Origin of the sequence: Acetobacter orientalis (genome assembly GCF_000963965.1) — a bacterium.
GTDB classification, from domain to species: domain Bacteria; phylum Pseudomonadota; class Alphaproteobacteria; order Acetobacterales; family Acetobacteraceae; genus Acetobacter; species Acetobacter orientalis.
In genome coordinates this window covers 23,520-30,595 of record NZ_BAMX01000012.1, presented here as the reverse complement: position 1 = coordinate 30,595, position 7,076 = coordinate 23,520, and the positions used below count along the sequence as shown (strand labels likewise).

The 7,076-nt window shown below is 51.8% G+C and carries 11 protein-coding genes and 1 tRNA gene; 9 read left to right on the top strand and 3 right to left on the bottom strand.

Annotated elements, in window-relative coordinates; all coding sequences use genetic code 11:
• The 6 genes from Abor_RS04970 to Abor_RS04945 all read left to right on the top strand — a co-directional run.
• Nucleotides 1-393, top strand: a 393-nt coding sequence (locus Abor_RS04970) for a hypothetical protein (RefSeq protein ID WP_219809788.1), incomplete at its 5' end; no start/stop codon positions are given.
• Nucleotides 390-869, top strand: a complete 480-nt coding sequence (locus Abor_RS04965; RefSeq protein ID WP_048840744.1) for a hypothetical protein — start codon at nt 390-392, stop codon at nt 867-869. The genes Abor_RS04970 and Abor_RS04965, both read left to right, overlap by 4 nt.
• A 1-nt stretch (nt 870) precedes the next feature.
• A complete protein-coding gene (locus tag Abor_RS04960) occupies nt 871-1,128 on the top strand; it encodes a hypothetical protein (protein ID WP_048840743.1) in 258 nt (85 codons plus the stop codon).
• Between the two features lie 12 nt (nt 1,129-1,140).
• Entirely contained in the window at nt 1,141-1,437 is a 297-nt protein-coding gene (locus Abor_RS04955) for a hypothetical protein (RefSeq protein ID WP_048840742.1), read from the top strand.
• Between the two features lie 12 nt (nt 1,438-1,449).
• Nucleotides 1,450-1,833 carry a hypothetical protein gene (locus tag Abor_RS04950; RefSeq protein WP_048840741.1) on the top strand — a complete coding sequence of 128 codons (384 nt, stop codon included), beginning with the start codon at nt 1,450-1,452 and terminating at the stop codon, nt 1,831-1,833.
• A 1-nt stretch (nt 1,834) separates the two neighbouring features.
• A complete protein-coding gene (locus tag Abor_RS04945) occupies nt 1,835-2,035 on the top strand; it encodes a hypothetical protein (protein ID WP_048840740.1) in 201 nt (66 codons plus the stop codon).
• Between the two features lie 640 nt (nt 2,036-2,675).
• On the opposite strand, the gene Abor_RS04940 is transcribed toward Abor_RS04945, so the two are convergent.
• The 3 genes from Abor_RS04940 to Abor_RS04930 form a co-directional block, all read right to left on the bottom strand.
• Nucleotides 2,676-2,750: transfer RNA gene (locus Abor_RS04940), tRNA-Val, on the bottom strand.
• Nucleotides 2,751-2,806: 56 nt separating this feature from the next.
• Nucleotides 2,807-4,630 carry an ABC-F family ATP-binding cassette domain-containing protein gene (locus Abor_RS04935; RefSeq protein WP_048840739.1) on the bottom strand — a complete coding sequence of 608 codons (1,824 nt, stop codon included), beginning with the start codon at nt 4,628-4,630 and terminating at the stop codon, nt 2,807-2,809.
• 93 nt (nt 4,631-4,723) lie between these two features.
• On the bottom strand, nt 4,724-5,470 hold the full coding sequence (locus tag Abor_RS04930) for a PhyR family response regulator anti-anti-sigma factor (protein WP_048840738.1): 747 nt from the start codon (nt 5,468-5,470) through the stop codon (nt 4,724-4,726).
• A 57-nt stretch (nt 5,471-5,527) separates the two neighbouring features.
• Between Abor_RS04930 and Abor_RS04925 the strand changes: the two genes are divergently transcribed.
• From Abor_RS04925 to Abor_RS04915, 3 genes are all read left to right on the top strand, one after another.
• Complete coding sequence (locus Abor_RS04925) at nt 5,528-6,091, top strand: sigma-70 family RNA polymerase sigma factor (protein WP_084594383.1); 564 nt, start codon at nt 5,528-5,530, stop codon at nt 6,089-6,091.
• A 95-nt stretch (nt 6,092-6,186) separates the two neighbouring features.
• Complete coding sequence (locus Abor_RS04920) at nt 6,187-6,762, top strand: sigma-70 family RNA polymerase sigma factor (RefSeq protein WP_048840737.1); 576 nt, start codon at nt 6,187-6,189, stop codon at nt 6,760-6,762.
• Nucleotides 6,763-6,892: 130 nt separating this feature from the next.
• The gene (locus Abor_RS04915) at nt 6,893-7,048 is read left to right on the top strand and encodes a NepR family anti-sigma factor (protein WP_232015244.1); all 156 of its coding nucleotides are present in this window, start codon (nt 6,893-6,895) and stop codon (nt 7,046-7,048) included.
• Nucleotides 7,049-7,076 lie beyond the last annotated feature (28 nt).

The following is a 7,076-nucleotide window of genomic DNA, read 5'->3' as shown; positions in this document are numbered from 1 at the left end:
CCCCCCCCCCTGAAAATTGGATACCCCATGACTGACGCACAAAGCGCCGAACTGATGGCGCTCGTTGTCCCGCGCCTTGACGACCACAACCAGCGCATTGCGGCACTCGAGAGCGGGCAGGCCACGCTTGAAGCTGGCCAAGTGAGACTTGAGCAGAGCGTGACAACCCTCACGACTAAAATGGCCGAATACAACGGCGAAAATCGTTCCCGGGCTGAGGCTCAGAAACAGACGTTTGAGGACGGGATAAACGCCCTCGGCGCGTCTCTGGACGGCCTAGCAAAACGCATAGACCGGCTTGGCAGCGTGCGTGGCTGGGCTGGCTGGGCCATCGTCACGTCCGCCTCTGCTGGGGTTGCGACCCTCGTCTCCCATTTCTGGATGCACCCATGACCGGCCTCTATCTCCCCCATGTGCGCGACCTGTTAGTGAAGCCAGCGCTTGCAGCACTCCCGGCTGGCCTCAATTCGCTCTCGGCGCAACAGGGCGTGCTGGGCATTGGTCTGAAAGAAAGCGGGTACACATATCTGCGCCAGCTAGGCACAGGCCCGGCGCTTGGTTTCTGGCAGATGGAACCGGCCACGCACGATGATTTGTGGCGTAACTTCATCCGCTACCACCCAGAACTACAGGCTGCACTTTCCCGGTTGCTCAATGGCACAGCCCCAACGGCGCAAGCGCTCGTGACCAACCCGCTTTATGCCGCAGCAATGTGCCGGGTGCACCTGCTCAGGCAACCAGACCCGCTACCAGCCGCGAACGATGCCACAGCATGGGCCGCATACTGGAAGCAGCATTACAACACGCCGGGCGGGGCAGGGGTAGCAGCGCAGGCTGTGCCGTGTTTCCGCGCCGCGATGGAGGCATGACGTGGATCCCACAACGCTTCTCGCATCTTTATTCAATTACGTCCTGCCGATGCTGCCCGCGAAATATGCGGCAGCCGCGAGTGTAATTGGTTCATTCGCTGTCAGCACCTGTGCGCTGATTGCGTATTTTTGGCCCCGGCCAGCGGCGGGCAGCAAGCTGTTGCCGCTGTACGATGTCATTAACAAGTTGGGCCTTAACGGCAAGCACGCTGCTAATGCAGACGACACAGCCGCTAAGTCCAGCACTCCTAAAACTTGACTGGAACCCGACATGACAACTGATGTTGCCACGAATTCGCATACTATTACCCCGCTCGTATCGGCAGGAGAGGAGCTGTATTCCACAATCTCCGGCAAAGGCTTGAGCGAGAACGCCATTAAAGTCTCAACTGGCGTTGCAACGCTCTTGGACGGCCTGTTCCCCACCGTGTCAGGACTTGTCTCGTTCGACCTTAATGGCGTTCTCGTCGGAACAACTGATATTCTCAGCGGATTAAACGCCGCAGTGACAGCAGCCAAGACTAAGCAAGCCGACGAAACGGACGCAACACAAACCCCAACAGTCTAAGGGCACCCTTTCATGAAAAAATTATTCTTTCTCCTGCCACTTGTGGCTGTTGTCGCATGCGCCAACACCGCGCAGGGCAAACTCCGGCAGACAGTGTTCAATCTGGACAGTGCCTATCATCTACTGGCCAACCCAATGCCCGACGTAATGGCGGGTAAAGTGCCAGGCGTGACCGTAAGTGATGCCGACAAGGTGCTAATCAAACGCGCCAGCCAGACGGTCTTTAATCAGCTTTCTGCGCTTGAAACCTCGATTGAGGCAGGAAACAGCATCACTGAAACCGCGGTTTCCTCCCTACAGGCTGATTTCTCCAGCCTTACCACCTGCTGGCTCGGGGCCAAAGAGGGCACTATGCCAACAACCTGTGCAGCAACATTTCCAGAAGTGAGCAAATAACATGGACGCAGCAGCAATCAGCGCAATTCTCGGAATTGCAGGCACCGTTGTAACTCTGGCCGAAAAATACGGGCCCGAGGTTTACGAGACCGTGGTCGAAGCCATCAACCAGAGCAAGTCGAGCGATGGCCCGACTGTGGCTGATATTGAAGCCATTTTTGCAAAGTGCAAAGCCGATAATGACGCAATCCAAGCGTCATGATGGGGTATGTTGAGGCCTTCCTTGCGGGAGGCCTGACATTCATGGGGGTATTGGGTGTCGCGTTCTTTTTGAACAAAGGCGGCAAGGAAGGCAGCCCGTTTGAGTGACAGCAATCTAGATCATTTTCCCGACGTCAGGAAAATGATCTGGGAGGCCGAACTATTGGGATAAATGACGGGCTTCCACCGTACTGCTGCGAGATGTAAGACCCTAAGGGCCACTCCGCATCTGCGCCGCGTGCACACGACGACTTCCAGAATTACCGATGCATACGCAGAGCGGTTCGGGTCTGGCACCTGCCAACTATTGGGTATAGCCCAATGGTTGGAACCTGAAACTGTTGCTGCGGGCCGGGCTTGATACCGGCTGTCTAGGTAGTTCAGACACCTAGCGTCAGGCGCTCGGATCGAACGAGCAGCTACCCCTGTCCTCAAGCGTGTCCAATCCACGCCGCCGTAGCCCCGTGATTCTAGTGCGGGGATGGGGTAGAGCGCAAGAGAAAACGAATCGGGATAATTGGCACGGATATGGCACGGATTTTGTCGCGCCAAACCGGATTTAACTGATTCTTTTCGTACCGTGCTGTATTTGGGAACAACCAGAAAACCATGAAATTATAGCGGATTACTGCTATTTTTCATGGTGGGCGCGACAGGGATTGAACCTGTGACCCCCGCCGTGTGAAGGCGATGCTCTACCGCTGAGCTACGCGCCCGGTTGTTGTGGACTTAATACCCAAGAGCCCCCCAGTTGGCAACCCCTTGAAACTAATTATTTTCCTGTATTTGCAAGGACTTCACGCTTCATTTCTAGCTCTAACCAGCGCTCTTCAGCATGAGCCAAATCAGTTTCAAGCTTTTCAAGTTCAGCGGTATATTTTGCAAAACCCTTAGGGTCTTTTATGTAAAACTCTGGATGAGACAGCTTATCGCGAAGGATTTTAGCTTTCTCTTCAAGTTTGGCCATTTCAGCAGGTAAATTATCTAGTGCGAATTGGTCTTTGTAGCTTAATTTTTTCGTAGGTGTGGGCTTAGGTTCAGACCGAGGTTGAGTAATAGCAACAACCTCTTTGTTATCCTGGCCCATTTCTTCCATGCTGCTGCCTGCGGCTTTTTGAGCCACCATGTCGCTATAGCCACCAGCATATTCTACCCACACACCATTGCCGTGCGTTGCAAGAACAGAAGTTGCAACCCGATCTAGAAAATCGCGGTCATGGCTAACTAACAACACTGTACCATCGTAAGATGCCAGCATATCTTGCAATAAATCTAGTGTTTCCAAATCCAGATCATTGGTTGGCTCATCCAAGACCAACAGGTTCGATGGGCGTGCCAAAGCACAGGCCAACATCAAACGCCCACGCTCTCCACCCGATAACGCACTAACGGGTGTTCTGGCTTGCTCCGGCCTAAAAAGAAAATCTTTCATGTAGCCTATAATATGGCGTTTCTCTTCACCGACCTGCACCATATCTCCACCGCCGCCAGTAAGTGTGTCGGCAAGTGTTTTGTCCGGCGTAAGAGATTGCCTTTGCTGGTCAAGCGAGACCATGGCAAGAGATGGCCCGAGCGTTACCGTACCACTATCAGGCATATCTTTGCCTGTTAGAAGTTGAAGTAACGTTGTTTTACCTGCGCCATTTGCACCAACAATTGCTAGCCTGTCTCCACGCAACAAACGCAAGTCAAGGTCTTTAACAATCGGGCGTGTGCCCCATGCTTTGTTGACGTGCTCTGCAACGGCAACAAGCTTACTAGAAGTTCCAGCCGACTGTGCCTGAAGTGTAACCGTACCTGGTGCTTTTACGGTCTCACGACGGGCTTGACGCAAGCTACCCAATTCTGCCACACGCCGTACATTACGTTTACGGCGTGCAGTTACGCCATAACGCATCCAATCTTCTTCTCGCGCAATTTGACGGTCTAATTTGTGAGCATCACGCTCTTCTTGCTCAAGAACCTCTTCGCGCCACTCTTCGAAACGCTCAAAACCTTGATCGAGCCGACGTGTAGTGCCTCTGTCGAGCCAGACTACAGCGCGAGAAAGCGTGGAAAGGAGGCGGCGGTCATGGCTAATAATGACCATGCCGCAATTTAGGCTCAACAACTCTTTCTCCAACCACTCAATAGTTGGCATATCAAGGTGGTTGGTAGGCTCATCCAGCAAAAGTACGTCTGGTGCAGCAGCCAACACGCCGGCAATAGCGCAGCGGCGGGCTTCGCCTCCAGATAAATGGTTTGTTTGCTCTAGGCCAGTCAGTCCCAACGCATCCAGTAGCGCATTGGCGCGCCATTCATTCTCTGGTTCGTCAATACAACTCTGAACGTAATCAAGGGTTGTGGCATATTGAGACAGATCAGGCTCTTGTGGCAGGTAACGTAACTTGATGCCCGGCTGCACAAAGACTGAACCAGAATCTGGCTGAATGACGCCAGCGGCAATTTTCAGGAACGTTGATTTGCCTGAGCCATTACGTCCGACCAAACAGACGCGCTCACCACGCGCAACTGCTAGACTACCTCCGGCTAGGAGCGGGCGCCCCCCCAAGGTGAGAGTAATATCTTGCAGGTGCAAAAGAGGAGGTAATGCCATGACCTGTCTTCTGGGTCATGATGGAGCGTAATGCAAGACCAACACGAACGTAGCGTTATGAAAAATTTTTCCAAACAGAGCTGAATAAAATTTTTATGAGCGTGCCAGATCAAAATCACTTACAGCTTGGTAAGTCGCTACAGCAAGGGTGAGGGGTTCAAATGGTTTGGTAATAACAAAACTTGGTTCAGATGTTTCGCCGGTCAAGAGGCGTTCGGGGTAGGCTGTCACATATATAATAGGCGTATTATGCGTCTTCACAATTTCGGCGACAGCACGCATGCCATCTCCACCTGTGCCTAGGTTAATATCGGCTAAAATCAGGCCGGGCTTAGTTGCCTTGGCAATGCGTACAGCATCATCTTGCGTATGGGCAACACCAACAACCTTATGGCCACATTGCAGCACGAGTTCTTCAATATCCATCGCAATAATGGGCTCGTCTTCAATAATCAGCACTGAAGTCTGAATGCCTGTTTTCAAAAAAGTATAAGCACGCTCTGCTTCTGCATGTGCTTTTTCTGGCGTGAGATCTAAAATTTTAGCCGCCATATCTGGCGCAACTTCTTCTAGGGTGAGCAAAAGTAGGAGTTGTCTTTGCGTAACGGTTAAACCATTTTCTGTGAGCGCTGCTTCAATCTGGTTACCAAAATGCCGTGCAATTTCACGATAAAGACAACAGAGGGGAGGGAGATCATCTGTCTGGTGCCCTGTTGCCAAACTTCTGAGGCTTTGTGCAACCAAGAGGTCTCCGCGTGGTTGACTGCGTGTTAAAGCGCGCGCGAACCGTCTGCCATAAGGGAGAGCCTGAATGAGGGCTGAACGCTGTGACTCTGGCATGACAAATCTCCTTACCGTGGAGTATGGGTGGTAAACACGCAGGGGTATAACGATGGCATGTGCGAACGCTCACAGGAAGAGGGAAGTGCTCTGAAACACGATAATTTCCAAGACAGTAGCACCTCTGCATCACATTTCAGGAAAGAGTTGCTGCCGCTCATACCGGCGCTACGTGCTTTTGCACGTTTTTTAGCCCGCAACCCCAGCATTGCCGACGACTTGGTACAGGAAACCATTTTGCGTGCGCTTGCAAAGTGTGAGCAATATGAACCGGGTACAAATTTAAAAGCATGGGTGTTTTCAATACTGCGCAACCTCTTTCTTGAACAGGTACGCCGGGCCAAAAAAGAGCAAGAAGTGCTTGATACATATGCCTTCAATGTAGGCAGCAATACGACGAATGCTCCAGAAGGCCCGGCAAGGCAGGCTGTGCAAGATCTTGACCATATGCTCTGGCAACTCTCGCCACTATTACGTGAAGCCTTAGTGCTAATTGGCGCTCAGGAAATGACCTATGAGGAAGCAGCCAGCATTTGCGGTGCTTCTGTTGGTACCATGAAGGCGCGCGTTTCGCGAGCTAGGGCTGAGTTACTCAAGCACGCATCCCCAACACTCCAATAAAAACTATTTTTTGATTTTTTTTACAAACAGCATGTAACCATTTCGGTGCCCCGTTCATTGAGACAATGAGAACGAATAAGGCAAAGGGTATTCCGATGACACTTTCATTCCATGATCAAGTAATTGCAATTCTGCCCAAACTCCGTGTTCAGGCACTTGCCCTCACACGCAACCGGGCTGCAGCAGAAGATCTGGTTCAGGATGCCGTTTGCAATGCCCTTGCAGCACAAGACAGCTTTGCACCCGGCACAAATTTTCCGGCTTGGATGCACCGCATTCTGCGCAATCGCTTTATTTCAGACTTGCGTAAGAAGCGTGAAACTACAGACGTGGATGACATGCCCCCTTCTTTCCTTGCAACCAATGCACCACATGAAGACCGAATCATTCTGAAAGACCTTGATGCAGCCCTTTCACGTTTGCCAGATGACCAGCGTGAAGCACTTGTGCTGGGCGTGCTGGAAGGTATGAGCTACCAAGAATTGGCTGATATTGCAGGCTGCGCCGTTGGAACAGCCAAAAGCCGCGTGTTCCGTGCACGCCGTCAGTTAGAAGCATGGATGACAGGCGAAGAACATGTTGGTAATGAACGCTTGAAGTCACAGGCGGCAACACTACGCAGAAAGCTTGACCGTGGTACGGGCGCGACCGCACCAACCAAGCATGCATAACGTGCGGCACCAGACAAGAGAAGTGTGGGCAGACTAGCGGGTTTGGGCATGTCAGATGTTTGCTATTCAAACAAACTGTACAACGTTTCCGTTAGGTGGGCCGTTTCTTTCCCACCGGATGGAAAAAATTATGGGTACTGAAAACAATAACAAGCCTTTGAAAACGCCTGACCAAGCGTTTGATCTCTGGCTAAAACGGGGGCTACATCAGCTTTTTGATGATGTAGCCAATGAGCCCATACCAGAAGAATTGTTGAAGCTCATTGAAGAAGACCGCAAGGACTAAAGAAGAAGCCCTGCAAAATGAAGGCCCT

What these genes read in the sequence shown, in the direction of transcription:
- Abor_RS04965 (WP_048840744.1), top strand. Translation starts at nt 390, where the DNA reads ATGACCGGCCTCTATCTCCCCCATGTGCGCGACCTGTTAGTGAAGCCA.
- Abor_RS04920 (WP_048840737.1), top strand. Translation starts at nt 6,187, where the DNA reads ATGACACTTTCATTCCATGATCAAGTAATTGCAATTCTGCCCAAACTC.
- Abor_RS04915 (WP_232015244.1), top strand. Translation starts at nt 6,893, where the DNA reads ATGGGTACTGAAAACAATAACAAGCCTTTGAAAACGCCTGACCAAGCG.
- Abor_RS04950 (WP_048840741.1), top strand. Translation starts at nt 1,450, where the DNA reads ATGAAAAAATTATTCTTTCTCCTGCCACTTGTGGCTGTTGTCGCATGC.
- Abor_RS04930 (WP_048840738.1), bottom strand. Translation starts at nt 5,470, where the DNA reads ATGCCAGAGTCACAGCGTTCAGCCCTCATTCAGGCTCTCCCTTATGGC.
- Abor_RS04925 (WP_084594383.1), top strand. Translation starts at nt 5,528, where the DNA reads ATGTGCGAACGCTCACAGGAAGAGGGAAGTGCTCTGAAACACGATAAT.
- Abor_RS04955 (WP_048840742.1), top strand. Translation starts at nt 1,141, where the DNA reads ATGACAACTGATGTTGCCACGAATTCGCATACTATTACCCCGCTCGTA.
- Abor_RS04935 (WP_048840739.1), bottom strand. Translation starts at nt 4,630, where the DNA reads ATGGCATTACCTCCTCTTTTGCACCTGCAAGATATTACTCTCACCTTG.
- Abor_RS04945 (WP_048840740.1), top strand. Translation starts at nt 1,835, where the DNA reads ATGGACGCAGCAGCAATCAGCGCAATTCTCGGAATTGCAGGCACCGTT.